15 protein-coding genes are annotated in these 17,970 nt (G+C 71.5%); 5 read left to right on the top strand and 10 right to left on the bottom strand.

The genetic code is table 11. The features are described 5' to 3' along the window. Positions 1-145: 145 nt before the first annotated feature. From ABZ805_RS19150 to ABZ805_RS19160, 3 genes are all read right to left on the bottom strand, one after another. A complete protein-coding gene (locus ABZ805_RS19150; protein WP_358441830.1) occupies positions 146-1,282 on the bottom strand; it encodes a cystathionine gamma-synthase in 1,137 nt (378 codons plus the stop codon). 123 nt (positions 1,283-1,405) lie between these two features. Then, a complete protein-coding gene (locus tag ABZ805_RS19155; protein WP_358441833.1) occupies positions 1,406-2,713 on the bottom strand; it encodes a hypothetical protein in 1,308 nt (435 codons plus the stop codon). 106 nt (positions 2,714-2,819) lie between these two features. Continuing rightward, positions 2,820-4,190 (bottom strand): cystathionine beta-synthase, encoded by a 1,371-nt coding sequence (locus ABZ805_RS19160; RefSeq protein WP_358441836.1) that lies wholly within the window; start codon positions 4,188-4,190, stop codon positions 2,820-2,822. Between the two features lie 196 nt (positions 4,191-4,386). On the opposite strand from ABZ805_RS19160, the gene ABZ805_RS19165 reads away from it, so the two are divergent. Together ABZ805_RS19165 and ABZ805_RS19170 are read left to right on the top strand one after the other, a co-directional pair. Then, complete coding sequence (locus tag ABZ805_RS19165; protein WP_358441839.1) at positions 4,387-5,307, top strand: SGNH/GDSL hydrolase family protein; 921 nt, start codon at positions 4,387-4,389, stop codon at positions 5,305-5,307. A 141-nt stretch (positions 5,308-5,448) separates the two neighbouring features. Next, entirely contained in the window at positions 5,449-6,669 is a 1,221-nt protein-coding gene (locus tag ABZ805_RS19170) for an acetyl-CoA C-acetyltransferase (RefSeq protein WP_358441842.1), read from the top strand. 247 nt (positions 6,670-6,916) lie between these two features. Here ABZ805_RS19170 and ABZ805_RS19175 read toward each other — a convergent pair whose 3' ends face one another. Then, positions 6,917-7,717: a Bax inhibitor-1/YccA family protein gene (locus tag ABZ805_RS19175; RefSeq protein WP_358441844.1), complete on the bottom strand. Its 801-nt coding sequence runs from the start codon at positions 7,715-7,717 to the stop codon at positions 6,917-6,919. A gap of 497 nt (positions 7,718-8,214) precedes the next feature. Here ABZ805_RS19175 and ABZ805_RS19180 point away from each other — a divergent pair, with 497 nt between their 5' ends. Then, positions 8,215-9,624: a hypothetical protein gene (locus tag ABZ805_RS19180; RefSeq protein WP_358441847.1), complete on the top strand. Its 1,410-nt coding sequence runs from the start codon at positions 8,215-8,217 to the stop codon at positions 9,622-9,624. After that, positions 9,621-10,253 (top strand): class F sortase, encoded by a 633-nt coding sequence (locus ABZ805_RS19185; RefSeq protein ID WP_358441850.1) that lies wholly within the window; start codon positions 9,621-9,623, stop codon positions 10,251-10,253. The genes ABZ805_RS19180 and ABZ805_RS19185 overlap by 4 nt, the downstream gene beginning before the upstream one ends. Positions 10,254-10,325: 72 nt before the next feature. On the opposite strand, the gene yidC is transcribed toward ABZ805_RS19185, so the two are convergent. From yidC to ABZ805_RS19200, 3 genes are read right to left on the bottom strand one after another with little or no spacing between them, the layout of a single operon-like run. Then, positions 10,326-11,381 (bottom strand): membrane protein insertase YidC, encoded by a 1,056-nt coding sequence (yidC, locus tag ABZ805_RS19190; protein ID WP_358441852.1) that lies wholly within the window; start codon positions 11,379-11,381, stop codon positions 10,326-10,328. Next, complete coding sequence (locus ABZ805_RS19195; RefSeq protein WP_358441855.1) at positions 11,382-12,185, bottom strand: TIR domain-containing protein; 804 nt, start codon at positions 12,183-12,185, stop codon at positions 11,382-11,384. A 37-nt stretch (positions 12,186-12,222) separates the two neighbouring features. Next, complete coding sequence (locus ABZ805_RS19200) at positions 12,223-13,512, bottom strand: helix-turn-helix transcriptional regulator (protein ID WP_358441857.1); 1,290 nt, start codon at positions 13,510-13,512, stop codon at positions 12,223-12,225. A 151-nt stretch (positions 13,513-13,663) separates the two neighbouring features. Between ABZ805_RS19200 and ABZ805_RS19205 the strand changes: the two genes are divergently transcribed. Beyond that, complete coding sequence (locus ABZ805_RS19205; RefSeq protein ID WP_358441859.1) at positions 13,664-13,933, top strand: MHYT domain-containing protein; 270 nt, start codon at positions 13,664-13,666, stop codon at positions 13,931-13,933. 138 nt (positions 13,934-14,071) lie between these two features. Here ABZ805_RS19205 and recQ read toward each other — a convergent pair whose 3' ends face one another. The 3 genes from recQ to ABZ805_RS19220 form a co-directional block, all read right to left on the bottom strand. Beyond that, the gene (gene recQ, locus ABZ805_RS19210; RefSeq protein WP_358441861.1) at positions 14,072-15,922 is read right to left on the bottom strand and encodes a DNA helicase RecQ; all 1,851 of its coding nucleotides are present in this window, start codon (positions 15,920-15,922) and stop codon (positions 14,072-14,074) included. 103 nt (positions 15,923-16,025) lie between these two features. Further along, positions 16,026-17,174, bottom strand: a complete 1,149-nt coding sequence (locus tag ABZ805_RS19215; RefSeq protein WP_358441864.1) for a glycosyltransferase — start codon at positions 17,172-17,174, stop codon at positions 16,026-16,028. Positions 17,175-17,359: 185 nt separating this feature from the next. Next, on the bottom strand, positions 17,360-17,881 hold the full coding sequence (locus ABZ805_RS19220) for a DUF2165 domain-containing protein (protein ID WP_358441867.1): 522 nt from the start codon (positions 17,879-17,881) through the stop codon (positions 17,360-17,362). Positions 17,882-17,970: the final 89 nt, after the last annotated feature.

Consider the following 17,970-nt stretch of genomic DNA (forward strand, 5'->3'; position numbering starts at 1 on the left):
GTGAGCCCTTCGATGAGCGCGTCCAGCTGCCGGGCCGTGTCCGCGCCGAAGTGGCTGCCGAGCGCATCCTGGCTGCGCCGCGAGAATCCCGCTGAGGTTCCGCCCCCCCAACCCCCTTACAACAGAAGGGGGCCGCATCAAGGCCTCAGAGGGCGGCTAGGAGGTCTTCTACCAGGTCGTCCGGGTCCTCGATGCCGACGGACAGCCGGACCAGCTCCGCAGGCACCTGCAGGGCCGAGCCGGCGGTGCTCGCGTGCGTCATCTTGCCGGGGTGCTCGATCAGCGACTCGACGCCGCCGAGCGACTCGGCGAGGGTGAACAGCCGGGTCTTCGCGCACACGTCCAGCGCGGCCTGCTCCCCGTCCACGTGGGTGAACGAGATCATGCCGCCGAAGCCGTGCATCTGCTTGGCCGCGACCTCGTGGCCGGGGTGCTCGGGCAGGCCCGGGTAGTAGACCTTCGCGACCTTGGGGTGCTCGCGCAGCGCGGCGGCGATGCGCCCGGCGTTCGCGCTGTGCCGGTCCATCCGGGCCGCCAGGGTCTTCACCCCGCGCAGCGTCAGCCACGCGTCGAACGGGCCCGGCACGGCACCGGCGGTGTTCTGCAGGAACGCCACCGAGCTCGCCAGCTCGTCGTCCGAGGTGAGCACTGCGCCGCCGACCACGTCGGAGTGGCCGCCGAGGTACTTGGTGGTCGAGTGCACCACCACGTCCGCCCCCAGCTCCAGCGGGCGCTGCAGGTACGGCGACGCGAAGGTGTTGTCCACCACGAGCCGGATCCCCGCGTCCCGCGCGACCTGGGCCAGCGCGGCGATGTCGGCGATGGTCAGCAGCGGGTTCGTGGGCGTCTCGACCCACAGCACCTTCGTCTCCGGCCGCACCGCGGCGCGCACCGCGTCGACGTCGGACACCGGGACCGGCGTGTACTGCACGCCCCACTCGGTGAGCACCTTGTCGATCAGCCGGAACGTGCCGCCGTAGGCGTCGTCCGGGATGATCACGTGGTCGCCGGGGCGCAGCGAGCCGCGCAGCACCGCGTCCGTGGCCGCCATCCCCGAGGAGAACGCCCTGCCGTGCTTGGCGCCCTCCAGCTCCGCGAGGCACTGCTCCAGCGCGGTGCGGGTGGGATTGCCGGTGCGCGAGTACTCGTACCCGGCGCGCATCCCGCCGACGCCGTCCTGCGCGTACGTCGAGGTCGCGTGGATGGGCACGATCACCGATCCGGTCGTCGGATCGGGTTGCTGTCCCGCGTGAATCGCGCGGGTGGCGAAGCCATCACTCATGGATGGCAGCGTACGGACCACACGGACATCCGCCGTTCGGCAGGTGGCCGTCCCACCTGTTCCCGAGCACGACGACGGCCCACGACCGGAGGGGTCGTGGGCCGTCGCGGCTGGATCAGCGGATCACCACTGCGGGGGCTGCTGCCCCGGCTGCTGCGGGTATCCACCGGGCTGCTGCCCGTACTGCGGGGGCTGTCCGTACGGGGGCTGTCCCGGCTGCGGCTGGCCGTAAGGCTGCTGGCCGTACTGCGGCGGCTGGCCGTACGGCGGCTGGCCGGGCTGGGGCTGGCCGTAGGGCTGCTGGCCGTACTGGGGCTGGCCATACGGCTGGCCCGGCTGCGGCTGGCCCGGCTGGCCGTACGGGTTCGGCTGCCCGAACTGCTGGCCCGGCTGGCCGTAGGGGTTCGGCTGGCCGAACGGCGGCTGGCCCGGCTGCGGCTGCCCGGGCTGGCCGAACTGCGGCTGGGCCGCGTAGGGCTGCCCGGCGAAACCGGCCTGCGGGACGCCCTGCGCATCGGGACCGGCGGCGATCCACTCGCGCGTCGCGGGCAGCATCGCGAGGACGCCGACACCGGCCGCGATGAGCGCACCGACGATGTAACCGATCAGCAGCGGCACGGTGGGGGCGGTCGCGATGCCGGTGATCAGCAGCACCAGCGCCATGACCCCGGCGCCGCCCACGGTCACGTACGGGCCGTGCTGCTTGCGCATCAGCAGGAAGATCCCGCCGACCAGCATCGCGATCGACGCCAGCAGCTGGATGAGGGCGAGGAAGCTGGGCAGGCCGAAACCGATCAGGGAGATGGCCGACAGGACGCCGATGAAGCCGATGAGCCCGAGCAGGGTGCAGAGCCCGCCGAGTCCCGCGGCGACCCCACCGGCGACCTTCGCCATCGTCCCGTCCACACCCTGCTGCCCGTACGGACCCGGCCCGGCCTGCGGCGGCGGTGCGCCGAAACCGGCCTGCGGTGCCGGGAACCCGCCACCGGGAGTACCGGCCTGCGGGGGCTGCTGCGGGAAGCCGCCGGGCTGGCTCTGCGTGCCCGGCTGGCTGTACATCGGCTGCGCGGGCTGCGCCGACGGCGGCACCATCTGCGTGGCGGCCTCACCGCCCTGCCCGGCGAGTCCCGGCTGCTCGTACATCGGCTGCGCGGGCTGCATCGACGGCGGCACGACCTGGGTGGAGTCCCCACCGGGCTGCTGCTGCGGGCGCACCACCTGGGTGGCGTCCGCGGACGGCTGGTCCGCGGCCTGTTCCATCTGCGCGGGGCGGACGACCTGAGTGGCGTCCGCGCCGGAGGACTGGTCGGTGGCCGGGGTCTGCGGGTCCAGCTGGGCGCCGATCTTCGATTCGGGGGCGTCCGCCTCCGAGTCCGATCCCTGCGGTTGCTGTCCCTGCTGACCGCCGTCCGGCGGCTGCGGAGAGCTCATCGGGTTTCCTGACCCCCTTGGGCGTGGAACGTGGTTCTGCGGAGCGTGTTGATCGTGCACACGCTATCCGATGTGTCGCAGCGTAGCGGCCGTTCGTGACCAGAAGTCAACGCCCGGCGATGAACGCGAGGACGTCTTGGCGCGTGACGACACCGGCCGGTTTGCCGCCGATGAGCACCATCGCCCCGTCCGCGTCGGTCAGCGCCGACATCGCCGCGCTGACCTCCTCACCTGCACCGATGGTGGGCAGCGGCGGGGACATGTGCTGTTCGATCCGGTCGGCGAGCTGGGCGCGCCCGGCGAACAGGGCGTCCAGCAGGTCGCGCTCGTTCACCGCCCCGGCGATCTCGGCGACCATCACCGGCGGTTCCGCGTTGACGACCGGCATCTGGGAGACGCCGAACTCGCGCAGGATCGCCACCGCCTCCGCGACCGTCTCGTTCGGGTGGACGTGGACGAGTTCGGGGAGGGTGCCGTCCTTGCGCAGCAGCACGTCCTTGATGGCGCCGCCCGCGTGGTCCGGGGACAGGAAGCCGTACTTCGCCATCCACGAGTCGTTGAAGACCTTGCCCAGGTAGCCGCGTCCGCCGTCGGGCAGCAGCACCACGATCACGTCGTCCGGCCCGGTGTGCTCGGCCACGCGCAGCGCCGCGGCGGCCGCCATCCCGCAGGAACCGCCGACGAGCAGCGCCTCCTCCCGGGCGAGGGAGCGGGTCATGGTGAACGAGTCGGCGTCCGAGACCGGCACGATCTCGTCGCAGATGTCCCGGTCGTAGGTCTCCGGCCAGAAGTCCTCGCCGACGCCCTCCACCAGGTACGGACGTCCGCCGCCCCCGGAGTACACGGAACCCTCCGGGTCCGCCCCGATGATCTTGACCTTGCCGCCGGAGACCTCCTTGAGGTACCGGCCGATGCCGGAGATGGTGCCGCCGGTGCCGATGCCCGCCACGAAGTGCGTGATCCGGCCTTCGGTCTGCCGCCAGATCTCCGGGCCGGTGCTCAGGTAGTGCGACTCCGGGTTCGCGGGGTTGGCGTACTGGTTCGGCTTCCAGGCGCCGTCGATCTCGGTGACCAGCCGGTCCGAGACGCTGTAGTAGGACTCGGCGTGCTCCGGCGGCACCGCGGTCGGGCACACCACGACCTCGGCGCCGTAGGCCTCCAGCACGGCCCGCTTGTCCTCGCTGACCTTGTCCGGGCAGACGAACACGCAGCGGTAGCCCTTGCGCTGCGCCACCATCGCCAGGCCCACGCCGGTGTTGCCGGAGGTCGGCTCGACGATGGTGCCGCCCGGCTTCAGCTCGCCGGACTCCTCCGCCGCCTCCACCATGCGCAGCGCGATGCGGTCCTTCACGCTACCGCCGGGGTTGAGGTACTCCACCTTCGCCAGCACCGGCGTCGAGGCCGATCCCGCCAGCGAGTTCAACCGCACCAGCGGGGTGTTCCCGACGAGGTCGATCACGTGCTCGACGTAGTCCACAGCGAGTCCCTTTCGCTCTCCGCGACGTTGTGCGGCTGAGCCTAAGCGGACGTTTCGCGGCCCGTGGCGCACGGGTGGTCCCCGGGCGCGCCGCCCGGCTCGCCCGACCCGGCGGGAACGTTTTCCCGGCTGAGGGCGTATTCATGTACAGGACGAGAATTCGCGGAGCGTCGGCGTGGCGCGAGGAGGAGCGGTCATGGTCGGGACGCGGATGCTGCGGCTGGCACTGGTGGCGGCGGGAGCCGTCGGCGGCGTGTCCGGCGCCGCGTACGGCCTGCTCAACGGGCAGTCCTGGTACGCGCGGCGCGCCATCGGCGAACCCACCGGCGTGCCGTTCCGCGCCGACGGCGTGCACCTGCCCGACGGCACCGGGCCCGTCGCGGCCTCCCCCACCGGGGAAGCCCCGGTCCTGTTCGCCGTGCTCGGCGACTCCTCGGCCGCCGGCCTCGGCGTGGACGCCCCGAACGAACTGCCCGGGGTGCGCATCGCCCGCGGCGTCGCCGCCGAGCTGGAGAACCCCGTCGAGCTCACCACGTACGCGATCGTCGGCTCCACCTCCCGCGACCTGGCCGCGCAGGTCGAGGCCGCCCTCGTGGTGCCGCCCCGGCTCGCCCTGATCATCATCGGCGCGAACGACGTGACCGCCCGGCAATCGGTCGCCGACTGCGCCGCGCTGCTCGGCGACGCGGTCGGCGAGCTGCGCGACGCGGGCGTCGGCGTGGTCGTCGGCACCTGCCCGGATCTGGGGGCGATCCGGCCCATCCCGCAGCCGCTGCGGTCCGTGGCCTCCTCCTGGAGCCTCGCGCTCGGCCGCGCGCAGCGGCGCGCCGTCGAAGAAGCGGGCGGATACGCGGTGCCGCTCGCCGACCTGCTCTCCCCCGAATTCCTCACCCACCCCCAGGAGCTGTTCAGCCCCGACCGGTTCCACCCCTCCGCCGCCGGGTACGAGGCCGCCGCCGGACTCCTGCTGCCCGCGCTGTGCTCCGCGATCGGCGAATGGCACGGGCCGCCGGTGCCGCAGCCGCCGGTCCGGTCCTCCGCCGCCGAAGCCAGACGCCCCACCAGCCGCGTCGTCGCCCGCCTCAACCAGCGCTTCGGCCGCCACCGCAGCAGCTGACCCGCCCGACGACGGCGTCCCCACCGGGGTGCTGGTGACGGTCGTCTCAGCACGTCCCGGCCGGTGCCGGTCTTACAGTGGCGCGAGAAGTCGACCTCGCGGTCGGCGCCGCGACCCGTAGGCGAACGAAGGAGTTCCCGCATGCCCGAAGCAGTGATCGTGTCCGCCGCGCGCTCGCCCATCGGCCGCGCAGGCAAGGGCTCGCTGGTCGACGTTCGCCCCGACGACCTCGCCGCGCAGCTGGTGCGCGCCGCGCTGGACAAGGTGCCCGAGCTCGACCCGGCCGAGATCGACGACCTGATGCTCGGCTGCGGCCTCCCCGGCGGCGAGCAGGGCTTCAACATGGGCCGAGTCGTCTCCGTGCTCCTCGGCTACGACCACCTGCCCGGCACCACCATCACCCGGTACTGCTCGTCGAGCCTGCAGACCACGCGGATGGCGCTGCACGCCATCAAGGCCGGTGAGGGCGACGTGTTCATCAGCGCCGGGGTGGAAGCCGTGTCCCGGTTCGCGAAGGGCAACTCGGACTCGCTCGACGACACGCAGAACCCCGTGTTCGCCGACGCCGAAGCCCGCACCAAGGCCACCGCCGAGCAGGGCGCCGACGAGTGGGTCGACCCGCGCGAGTTCGGGAACGTGCCCGACGTCTACATCCCGATGGGCCAGACCGCGGAGAACCTGGCCCGCGCCAAGGGCATCAGCCGCGACGAGATGGACGAGTTCGGGGTCCGCTCGCAGAACCTCGCGGAGAAGGCCATCGCCGACGGCTTCTGGGCCCGCGAGATCACCCCCGTGACCACGCCGTCCGGCGCCATCGTCGACACCGACGACGGGCCGCGCGCCGGAGTCACCAAGGAAGCCGTCTCCGGGCTCAAGCCGGTGTTCCGCCCCGACGGCCGGATCACCGCGGGCAACTGCTGCTCGCTCAACGACGGCGCCGCCGCGCTCGTCGTCATGAGCGACGTGAAGGCCAAGCAGCTCGGCCTCACCCCGCTCGCCCGCGTCGTCTCCACCGGCGTGTCCGGGCTGTCCCCCGAGATCATGGGCCTCGGGCCGGTGGAGGCCTCCGAGCAGGCGCTGCGGCGGGCCGGGCTCGGCATCGGCGACATCGACCTCGTGGAGATCAACGAGGCGTTCGCCGCGCAGGTCATCCCGTCCTACCAGGACCTGGGCGTCCCGCTGGAGAAGGTGAACGTCAACGGCGGTGCCATCGCGGTGGGCCACCCGTTCGGCATGACCGGCGCCCGCATCACCACCACGCTGATCAACTCGCTGCAGTGGCACGACAAGCAGTTCGGCCTGGAGACGATGTGCGTGGGTGGTGGCCAAGGAATGGCCATGGTCCTCGAACGCCTGAGCTGAACTGTCTCGGCTCGTTCTGCTGAGAGGGCGGGTGGCGGAACCTCAGCGGGCCCCTCGCTGCGGGATCGTTTTCACCGGTGGCTCCGCCACATGAGAAAACGCTGTCCTCGCGAGGGGCCCGCTGAGAACCCGCGGCGGTGCCGGTTGATCAGGTGGTCGGCTGCTCAGCGGCTTCGCCGCTGACAGGGCCTGGAGCATGGGAAAGGGCCTCTCTCCTCGTGGAGGGAGGCCCTTTCTCGTCCTGGTGCTAGTCGTTCTGGAAGTACGACAGCAGGCGCAGGATCTCCAGGTACAGCCAGACCAGCGTGGTCATCAGGCCGAAGGCCACGTACCAGGCGAACTTGGCGTCCACCCCGCTCTTGATGGCCTTGTCCGCGGCGTCGAAGTCCAGCAGGAAGCTGAACGCCGCGATGCCGATGCACACCAGGCTGAACACGATGGCGATCGGGCCGCCGTCGCGCAGCCCCAGACCACCGGCGGTGAAGAACCCGGCGACCAGGTTCACCAGCATCAGGATGGCCACGCCGGCCGCCGCGCCGATGATCCACTTGGTCAGCTTCGGCGTGACCCGGACCGCACCGGTCTTGTAGACCACGAGCATGGCCGCGAACACGCCCATGGTGCCCGCGATGGCCTGCATGATGATCCCGGAGCCACCGCCGCCGGTGAAGTTGTTGACCGCGCCGCCGATGACGTAGCTGATGCCACCGAGGAACACGCCCTCGACCGCCGCGTAGGCGATCACGAGGGCGGGGCTGACCTTCTTCTTGAAGATGATGACCAGCGACAGCACCAGACCGATGATCGCCGCGGGCAGCGCGAGCGCGTACAAGCCGGAGATGTAGGTCGCCGCGCCGGTCGCGACGGTCAGCGCGAGCGTGATCGCCGTCTTGGTGACCACGTCGTCGATCGTCATCGGCCGCGTCGCCTGCGGCGGCGCGACCGGTGCCTGCCCGGGCGCACCGAAGCCGCCCTGGCCGTAGTTGAAGTTCGCGTACCCGCCGTTGGTCGGCAGGTTCTTGAACGCTGGGTTGCTCGTAGTGCGCAACTCGTCCTCCTGGGCGTGCTTTGCGCCGTCTCCGGTACAACGACCGAAGCTGCCGGTCGGTTCCCCACGGGTAAAACAGACTTTACCCCCGGTCCCGCGAACGCCTCGGCCCCCGGTTTCCCCGCCCGGCCGCCGGCCGAACAACCGGGAAAATCCGGTCACGGAACGTCGCAACCTTTTCCAGGGGTGGCCGCGCGTGCCTGGTCCGCGCGGAAACGGGTGTTGCGCTGCGACCGAACGAGTGAGAACCGGGCGAATCCGGCTGGGAAAAACGCAGCGCGTCATGGGCGCGAATAGATCGGATGGCGCCTTGTGGACACCCTCCGTGATCGGAAGGATGCGGCTCGGGTGTCCGTGTGCCGTGTCGGGGGCTTTCGCACCCGGTCCGCGCCACATCGCTGTGGCGCGCGCCGGAGAGCAAGCACGCCGACGCCCTGATCTCCCAGACCGAGACTGGAGCATGCATGCGCACGTTCAGGAAGTTGATCACAGCGGCGGTGGGTTCCGCTGTGCTCGCCGGCAGCGGACTGCTGGCGACCACGGGAACGGCCATCGCCGCGCCGGAGGAAGGGATCGGCCACGAGACCACACCGGGACAGCCCTACGCGGGCATCGAACGGGACCGGGACTGGCTCGGCTCCTACATCGTCGGCGACAAGCAGGTGTGGTGCGTCCGGTTCGCGCTGAAGGCGCCGGACACCGGCGAGCAGTACGAACCGGGCGACGAACTGCTCACCAAGTGGGGCGACCCGCTGCCGGACGACGTGGCGGCGAACATCTCGTACCTGCTGCTGCGCTACGGCACCACGCAGGACGCGGACCAGGCGGCGGCGCTCGCGCACCTGCTGCACTCGTGGACGTCCGCACCCCGGGACCCCAGCGACCTCGACCCGGGCAAGCCGTTCCAGGAGATCGGCTACGACATCGACTTCCAGCTCGGCAAGCTGCCGCAGGGCGCCAAGGACGCCGTGGAGCAGCTGCGCGCGGACGCGGAGAAGAACCGCGGACCGTGGGAGGCCTCGCTGACCGCTCCCGAACAGGAGCAGGTCATCGGTGAGGCCGCCGACTGGACCGTCACGGTCGAGCACCCGGACGGCACCGGCGTCACCGGCGTCCCGGTGACGATCACCGCCACCGACGCCGAGGTCGAAGGCCTCGACGAGGACGGCACCGTCACCACACCGGACAACGGCGACCCGCTCACCCTGAAGGTGACGCCCACCGGGCCGAACCCGAAGGTCGAAGGGGAGCTGTCCACCCCCGCCGAACGCCCCTACGTGCAGCAGGCCGTCGAGAACCCGGACGGCGTGCAGCGCGTGGTGTCCACCGGCGGGGAGGACCAAGTCAAGGTCGAGGACGTCACGACCGCGGTCACCGCGCCCGGCAAGGTCGCCGTCGGCAAGATCGACGAGGAGAGCAAGGCGGGCATCGCCGGCGTCGCGCTGCGGGTCAGCCTGCCCGACGGCGGGCCCGCGCTGAAGCAGGACGGCACCGAGCTCGTCGGTCCCGACGGGCAGCCCGCCGTGGTCACCACCGGCGACCAGGGCACGGTCGAGATCGCGGACCTGCGCACGCCGCAGGAGATCATGATCACCGAGGTGGCACCGGCGAAGGGCTACGAAGAGGCCTTCGACGCGGCGAACCCGCCGTCCGTGACGGGCACCGTCGAACCCGGCGGCACCCTGACGCTCACCGTGACGAACAAGGCCAACACCCCCACCGTGCCGATCTTCATCCCGGCCGGTGACCCGGGCGTCAGCGGTGGCGTGGTGGAGCTGAGCGCCGCCGGTGGCGACGGCGCCGTCTCCCCCGGCCTGCTGGGCCTGGGCGTGCTGGCGCTCACCGGGACCGCGGTCGCCGGTGGCGTGGCGTGGCGCAAGCGGCTCGCGGCGGCAGGTGAGCGTTGACCGCGCCGAAGCGTCGCCTGATCACGCTGGTCCTGGCCGGCGTGGTCGCGCTCGTCGCGGTGGTGGCCGTCGTGGCGAGCACGCTGCTGCGCGGCGAGGAACCGGCCGCGGCACCGCGGGCGGCCTCGGTCGCACCGGCCCCGGTGCAGCCCGCGGACCTGCCGCCGCAGCCGGTGCACATCCCCGCCGGGCAACCGCCGGGCACCGTCCGGCTGCCGCAGGGCGGCCAGGCGGAGCTGGTGCGCAAGGAGCTCGACCGCAGCGGCACCCTCCCGGTGCCGGACGGCGTCGACGAGGCCACGTGGTGGGGTGCCGGGCTGGACTCCCCGCAGGGCGCGACGGTGCTGGCCGGGCACGTGAACTGGAAGGGCTCGGTCGGGCCGTTCGAGGAGCTGTGGAACTCCGCTCCGGACCAGCTGGTCACCGTCGTCGACGACGACGGAACGGAGTGGCGCTACCAGGTCTCCGAGATCGTCACGCTGTCCAAGGAAGAACTGCCCGCCCGCGCCGCCGAGCTGTTCGGCCAGGGCGGCGAGCACCGGCTCGTGCTGGTCACCTGCGGTGGCCGGTACGTGGGCGGTGACCTCGGCTACGACGAGAACCGGATCGTGGTGGCCACCCCGGCCTGAGGCCGGTGCAACGACGAGAGCGGGGTTCCCACTCGGGAACCCCGCTCTTCGTTCGTCCAGGACCGGCGGCGGCTAACGCCGCTTCTTCTGGCCCTTCTTGGCCGAAGCGGCCTGCTTGCCCGGCCGCTTCTTCTGCTGCGGGCGCCGGTTCCCGCCTCCGCCGCCGGAGTTCGCGGTGGCCTTGGCGCCGTTCACGGCGGTGGCCGAAGCGTCGGTGGCCGAGGCCTCGGAGTCCTCGTCGGCAGCGGATTCCGCGGAGGTCTCCTCCGCCTTCTTCACCTGGCCGGGCTTCTGCCCCGGCTTCGGGCGCGGCGCGTCCTTCTTCGCTGCCAGCTCCTTCTGCTTCTCCCGCTCCTGCTCGCGGTCGATCTTGTTGCTCAGGAAGTGCTGCTGGCCCAGCGTCCAGATGTTGTTCGCCATGAAGTACAGGACGATCGCGATCGGCAGCACCCAGCCGGAGAACAACGTGCCGACCGGCGCGACGTACATCATGAACTTGCCCATCATGGCCGTCTGCGGGTTGGCCATGGAGGCGTCGGTCTGGCGCTTCATCGACATGCGCATGGTGGTGAACGTCGCGATGGACGCGATCACCATCAGCGGCAGGCCGACCGCGATCATGTTCAGCCGCGTGGTCCCGAACGCTTCGAGGACCGCCGCGGGCTGGCTCAGCCAGTTGCCGAGCTTCGCACCGAAGATGTCGGCGTTGATGAACGACTCGACCCCGGCGCGGTCGAAGATGTAGTTGCTCTGCGCCTGCGGGGTGAAGCCGCGCAGCACGTGGAACAGGCTCAGGAACACCGGGATCTGCAGCAACGCGGGAAGGCAGCCACCGATCGGGTTCACCCCGTGCTCGGACTGCAGCTTCTGCATCTCCTGCGCCATGCGCTGCTTGTCGTTCTTGTACTTCTCCCGCAGCTTCTGGATCTGCGGGGAGAACTTCGCCATCTTCCGGCCGGCGCGCATCTGGCTGATCGCCGGCTTGAGCAGCACCACGCGGAGCGTGAACACCAGGAAGAACACCGACAAGGCCCAGGCGAACCCGTTGTCCGGCCCCAGCACGGTGCCGAAAACCCTGTGCCAGAACCACAAAATGGCCGACACGGGATAGAGGATAAAGTCGAACACTCAACCACTCCTGGTCATCGCCCGGCGATCGTCCCGGGCCCGCTTGCACGGCCGCGCCCGCCCTGTGCGCACCGGCCTCAGCCCTACCAGGGTGCCATGCCCGGCGGCCCGGACGAGGCGGGGCGGGGCTTTACCACGGAGGGTGATGGCGCGGTCGCGGAACGTTCGAGGCCCGTCGCGGGCGACCGGGCCGTCCGGCACCCGCTCGGCACCACGCGCGGTGCGCCATCCCGCGATCCTGCGCCGCCTCCCCAGCCGGACCGCGGGCAGCCCGTTCCGGGAGCCGGCGACCCGCAGCCGCCCCGCCGGGCCGGAGCGCCGCACCGCACCGCTCGCCAGCACCGGGACCAGGTCCACCAAGTCGGCGGCGAGGCGATCCAGCTCCGCCGCCGCGTCCCGCGGGTCGAACCGCCGGTGCTGGCGCTCCGCGAGCCAGCGCAGCGCGGGCGGCAGTTCCGCCGGGCCCAGCGGCGGCACCTCGCGGCCCACCAGCATCGGCAGCACCACGGCGCCCGCGCCCGCGGCCACCACGATCTCCCGCCGGATCCAGTCCTGCGCCTCGTCCAGCGCCCGTCCCCCGCACGTCCCGGGCGCGGTCCTCCAGTGCGGGCCGATCAGCACCAGCAGCACCCGGCAGCGCCGCGCCCCCGCCAGCAGCTCCGGCGGGAACACCCGGCCCGGCTTGATCGACAGGCCGTCGAAGAAGATCCGGTCCGCCCCGAACCTGCGCCGCAGGTCGGCGGCGATGAACGCCGCCGCGATCTCCGCATCTCCGGTGCGGTAGTTCACGAAGACCTCGTGCACAGTGGCGATCTCCTCTACCCGTGCGGACTTCCGCTGATCAGCTCGTCCTGGTGTGCAGCGCCGCGGTGAGCCGCGGGTACAGCTCGCGCACGCAGCGGTTCGCGTGGAAGCGGGACAGCGTGCGGGAGATCCGCCGCAGGTCGGACAGGATCGTGGCCGAGGCGAACGAATCGACCACGGCCAGCAGCGCTCCGGTGAGCGCGCACGCGTGCTCCACCGCCCCGGCCGAGGCGTAGGCCAGCGCGCGGCGCATCCCGTAGCGCGCCCGGGTGCGCAGCGCCTGCTCCGGAACCCGGGCCAGCTCGCCGTCCAGCACCTCCGCCGCCCGCCTCGACCGGCCCAGGTCGTGCAGGCACCAGCCGGTGATCATCGCGGTGGGGTCGGGGAGGTACTTCGGCCCCAGCACCGGGACGTCGTGCTCCGGCGCGGCCCGCGCCAGCAGCTCGCGGGACCGGTCCAGCGCGCGCAGGCACGAGTCGTAGTCGCCGGCCAGCGCGTGCCCCTGCGCCTCCCGCTGCGCCGCGAGCCCGCCGATCCGCGGCGGCACCGGGCCCTGCTGCGCCCGCCGGGACAGCTCGATGGTCTGCCGCGCGTCGTCCCGGTACAGCGTGATCAACCCACGGCACACCAGCGCGTAGCTGGCCAGGTGCCGATCCCCGCCCGCCGCCGCGAACTCCACCGCGCGGTCGGTCCACCACAGCGCCGCCCGGTCGTCCCCGGACTCCTGCGCCATCCAGCCCGCGTATTCGGCGTAGCGGGCGCTGAGCACCAGCAGGTCACCGCTGCTGCTCGGCCCGGCGTCCGCCGCCAGCCTGCGCAACGTCTGGGAGTGCACCGCGAGCACCGGCAGCACCGCGCCGTGGCTGGCGGTCTGCCCCAGCTCGCGCAGCAGGTCGAACTGCCTGCGGAACACCTCCAGCGGTGGAGCGTCCAGCGCGGTCGCGGCCCGGCCGCGCGACCCGCCGCCGTAGGCGAACGGCACCTCGGCGCCGGGGACGCCCAGCGCGGCCACCTCGCCCCGGTCCACCAGCCGGAACCAGCCCGCGTCACCGGTGAGGTCCATCAGCCACAGGTCGCCCTCCCCCACCGGTCCCGGTTCCGGCGCGCTGGGCTGCGCGGGCACCAGGCTCGCGAGCGCACCGCCCGCCCCCAGCGCGGCGTCGCAGCTGCGAGCGAGTTCGGGGTTCGGCCGCCGGACACCGTTCTCGACCTTGCTGAGGTAGCCCTTGCTGTAGTGCACCCGCTCGGCCAAGTGCGCCAGCGACCATCCGGCGTCCTGGCGGAATCGCCGGAGTTCCGTCGCGAACCGAGTTCGCCGTGCGGCCACGAATACCTCCTGTTTCCGGTCGTCCGGCCGCGTGGCACCGGGCAACGCCTCGTGCCGGACGACTGATCGGGACATGCTTCGTCGAGGAAGAAAAAGAGGGGCGCCACGGAAATTAGTACGAAGCACACTGAAAGTGGAGGAGTTCTTGATCATGACATCCGGATTGCGCAACGCCTCACCCGACAGGAGCAAGAATCCCGAGGATCAGTTCGCCCTGCGTGCGATGCTGTCGCTCGGATTCACCCTGGTGCAGGTATGGGCCATGCACACAGCGCTCACCAGCGCCCCGCCGGAAGGTCCGGCCCGCTGGGCGCTGGCCCTGGTGCTGTCCGCCGCGTTCATCGCCGTGCTGGATTCCTGGGCCGCCGTCTGGCGGTACCTGCGGAACGGGAACCGGCGCCGGGTCCGCAATATCGGGTAATCCGGCCGGCCGCGCCCGACTCGCCGAATTCGCGGTTTCACGGGAAACGGCGCATTTCCCGCCGGAACAGCGAATCGAAATGGTCCGAGCGGTCGATCAAGCGACCCGAATCAGCCGGTTGGTACCGGGACCGCCCGTTCACCCCTCTTCCAGGACGTCCAGGACGGGCTGGCCGTACTTGGCCAGCTTGTTCTGGCCGACGCCGCTGATCGCGCCCAGCTCGTCCAGGGTGGCCGGGCGCTGCGCCGCGACCTGGCGCAGCACCGCGTCGTGGAAGATCACGTAGGCGGGCACGCCCTGCTCCTTCGCCGTGGCCGCGCGCCACGCGCGGAGGCGTTCGAACAGCGGCGCCGCCTCCGCGGGCAGCTCGACCTGCTCGGCCTTGCCGGCCTTGGCCTGCTTCGGCTCCTTCGCGGCCTTCGCCGGTTCGCGCCGGAACCGCACCTCGCGCTCCCGCGAGAGCACCGCACCGCTGGACTCGGTGAGCACCAGGGTGCCGTAATCACCTTCCACCGCCAGCAGACCCTGCGCCAGCAGCTGGCGCACCACGCCCCGCCACTCCACTTCCTTGAGGTCCGCACCCACGCCGAACACGGTGAGCTCGTCGTGCCGGAACTGCTGGACCTTGTCGTTGCGCTTGCCCAGCAGGATGTCCACGACGTGGCCCGCGCCGAACTTCTGCCGCCGCTCGTGCAGCAGCCGGTACACCGTGGAGAGGAGCTTCTGCGCGGCGACCGTGCCGTCCCAGGACTCCGGCGGGTTCAGGCAGGTGTCGCAGTTGCCGCACGGCGCGCCGTCCTGGCCGAAGTAGGCCAGCAGCTGCACCCGGCGGCACTCCACGGTCTCGCACAGCGCGAGCATCGAATCCAGGTGCGCGCCCAGCCGCCTGCGGTGCGCGTCGTCGCCCTCGGAGTTGTTGATCATCTTGCGCTGCTGGACGACGTCCTGCAGCCCGTAGGCCAGCCACGCCGTGGAGGGCAGCCCGTCGCGACCGGCCCGGCCGGTCTCCTGGTAGTAGCCCTCCACCGACTTGGGCAGGTCCAGGTGCGCGACGAACCGCACGTCCGGCTTGTCGATGCCCATGCCGAACGCGATGGTGGCCACCACCACCAGTCCGTCCTCCCGCAGGAACCTGGACTGGTGCGCCGCGCGCGTCCCCGCGTCGAGGCCCGCGTGGTACGGCACCGCCGGAACACCGTTCTGGCTGAGGAAGTCGGCGGTCTTCTCCACCGATGACCGGGACAGGCAGTAGACGATGCCCGCGTCCCCGGGGTGCTCGGTGCGCAGCAGGTTCAGCAGCTGCCGCTTCGGATCGTTCTTGCCAACGATGCGGTACTGGATGTTCGGGCGGTCGAAGCTCGCCACGAAGTGCCGCGCCTGCGTCAGGTCCAGCCGCGTCGCGATCTCACCGCGGGTGGCCTCGGTGGCGGTCGCGGTCAGCGCGATGCGCGGCACGTCCGGCCAGCGCTCGTGCAGCATCGACAGCGCCAGGTAGTCCGGCCGGAAGTCGTGGCCCCACTGCGCCACGCAGTGCGCCTCGTCGATCGCGAACAGCGAGATGTTCCCCTTGTCCAGCAAGGACAACGTGGATTCGACGCGCAGCCGCTCCGGCGCCAGGTAGAGCAGGTCCAGCTCCCCGTTCAGGAACGCGGCCTCCACCGCGCGGCGCTGCCCGGCGTCCTGCGTCGAGTTGAGGAACCCGGCGCGCACCCCGAGCTCGGTGAGCGCGTCCACCTGGTCCTGCATCAACGCGATCAACGGGGAGACGACGATGCCGACGCCGTCGCGGACCAGCGCCGGAACCTGGTAGCACAGCGATTTCCCGCCGCCGGTGGGCATCAGCACCAACGCGTCGCCGCCACCGACGACGTGCTCGACGATGTCCTGCTGCGGGCCCCGGAACGAGTCGTAGCCGAAGACGCGGTGCAGCACCTCCAGCGCGTCGGGCGCGGCAGGATCGGCGACGGGACTGCTCTGCGCGGAAGTCACCGGGCGATTCTACGGAGCCACCACGACGCCGAACCGGCCCATCGGGCGCCGGTGTGTCGGCCCAGTCCGCGGCCGCTCGCACGCCGCGGGCCGGGCCCCGGGCTCAGTTGACGAAGTCGGGGAGCCGCTCCGCCACCCGCTGCGGGCTCGGCATCTCGGCGATCTCCGCGGCCACCCGGCGAGCGACGAGCCGGTGCGGCGAATCGCCCAGCAGCGGCGCGGCCGCCGTGCGCACCGACTCCGCGGTGACCTCCGCGCCCAACAGCTGCGCACCACCCCCGGCCGCGGTGATCGTCTCGGCGTTGCCGAACTGGTCGGCGCCCTGCGGCAGGAACAGCTGCGGCAACCCGGCCCCCAACGCGGCCAACGTCGTCCCGCTGCCGCCGTGGTGCACCACCAGGTCCACCCGCTCCAACAGCTCCGCCTGCGGCACCCATTCGTGCACCGAGACGTTCGGCGGCAGCTCGCCCAACGCCCCCGCCTGCACGCTCGGGCCCGCCGCGACCAGCACGTCCACGTCCAGCGCGGCGAGCCCCTCGATCGCGGACCGCAGCACTCCCGCATCGCCGAAACCGGTGCCCAGCGTCAGGTACACCAGCGGCCGCGACCGCTCGGCCACCGCTTCCGGCGGCAGCTCACCGGGCGGCGCGAACGGGACCGGCCGCAGCGGGAAGCGCGGCAACGATTCGAGGAGCTCCGCCGGTTGCAGCGAAGCCGGGAAGATGTCCAGGAACGGATTCCCCAGGGTGCGCAGGTCCCCTTCGGGAAGGTCGATACCGGCGTCCGCCGCCACCGAGCGCAGCGCCGGGTCGAAACCCGCGTAGCTCGCCGGGGACTGGCGGCCGAAACCGTGGCACACGCCGGGAATTCCCGCTTCCCGCGCGGCCAGCCCGGCACCGTGGTTGCCCGCTTCGTGCACCACCAGATCGGGCTTGAACTCGGTGAGCACCGGCCGCAGGTCGGCCAGGTAGCGGCGCGGCAGCTCGGCGCCGAACACGAGGGAGACCAGCCGTCGCCATTCCTCGGAACCCGGTTCCGGCCGCGTCGACGAACCACCCGAGGCCGCGGCGAAACCGGCGCCGATCGGCACGCCCACCGCGGCGAAGCGGAGGCCGAGCTCCTCGACCGTGCCGCGGAACGGTTCGCCGGTGGCGAACAGGACGTCGTGGCCGTGTGCACGCGCGGCGCGCGCCAGCGGGATCAGCGGGTACAGGTGGCCGTGGCCGGAAAGGCTGGAGAAGACGATTCGCACGCGGTCGACGGTAATCGTCCGATACCGGTTCTCGCCGGTGGATTTTCCCAGGTACGACGCGGAAGAGGCGATTTTCGCCGTGAATGACCGATTGGCTCGTTTCGAGCCGGGGTGATCGCAGCCCTCCTGCCGCGATCACCCGGCCCCCAGTTGATCTTTCTTTCAGCGCGGAACGATCCGCGGGATCAGGTCGCGGCTTCGGAATCCCGCGACGGCAGGTGCACCAGGATCAGGCCGACGGCGGCGATGATCAGGTTCTGTAGGGCGGCCTGCAGCCCGTTCCACTTCTCGGACTGCCACATCATGAACCACTCACCGCCGATCACGATGAAACCGCCGCCGAACAGCAGCACCTCCAGCAGCCAGCCCAGCGACGCCAGCCGGCGTGCCAGCTCCGCGCGCCGCGCATCCGCGTGCGAGCGCAGCCACACGACCAGCGCGGCGACGAGCACCACCGTGATCAGCACTTCCCAGCCGATGACCACGAGGTACGCGGTCGTCGACAATCCGGGATGCGTGATCGACCGCCACATCGTGTCCGGTGAATTGAACGTCGTGTCCATTGCGAACACGTGCTGCACGAACGCCGCATTCGTCCCGAAGTCCGTGATGTTCCCGAAGGCGACCAGCCCCATCTGCGCAGCGGTGATGGCGACCAGCACCGTGATCACCGCACGCAGACTCCCCAACGTTGCCAGAAGACGCATGCGGCGGACTGTACGCAAGCGGCGGTGTCGAGACCGCTCGCGTGCCGCATTCGCAATAATCCGGATCGGAACACGACACCGGAACAGCA

It is taken from the genome of Saccharopolyspora sp. NPDC047091 (genome assembly GCF_040643635.1).
Taxonomy (GTDB): Bacteria; Actinomycetota; Actinomycetes; order Mycobacteriales; family Pseudonocardiaceae; genus Saccharopolyspora_C.